This window comes from Phosphitispora fastidiosa, assembly GCF_019008365.1.
Taxonomy (GTDB): Bacteria; Bacillota; Thermincolia; order Thermincolales; family UBA2595; genus Phosphitispora; species Phosphitispora fastidiosa.
In genome coordinates, this window is record NZ_JAHHUL010000226.1 from 1 (window position 1) to 231 (window position 231).

Below are 231 nucleotides of genomic sequence, written 5' to 3' on the forward strand. Positions count from 1 at the left end.
CGGGATAATCCAGCCCGCGCATGGCTGAAACCAGCCATTCCCAGGGAGTCTTGATCTTGGTAGACGGCACTGCCCATGCCTCCGGTGCTTCGACGAGCGCTCGATACACCGCCGGTAAATCACCGCCGGAGGCAAGAAACGCCTTGCTGATCCGATCAATGGCTGCCTGCGGGGGTGTGTCGGCGATGAAATGGCGGCAGAGCTTTGTGGCGATGTGGTTTGCCGTTGCCG

At 61.0% G+C, this 231-nt stretch carries 1 protein-coding gene; it reads right to left on the reverse strand.

From position 1 onward, the window contains the following. The coding region (locus Ga0451573_RS19600; RefSeq protein ID WP_231685899.1) for a DUF1800 family protein at positions 1-231 on the reverse strand (231 nt) is incomplete at both ends.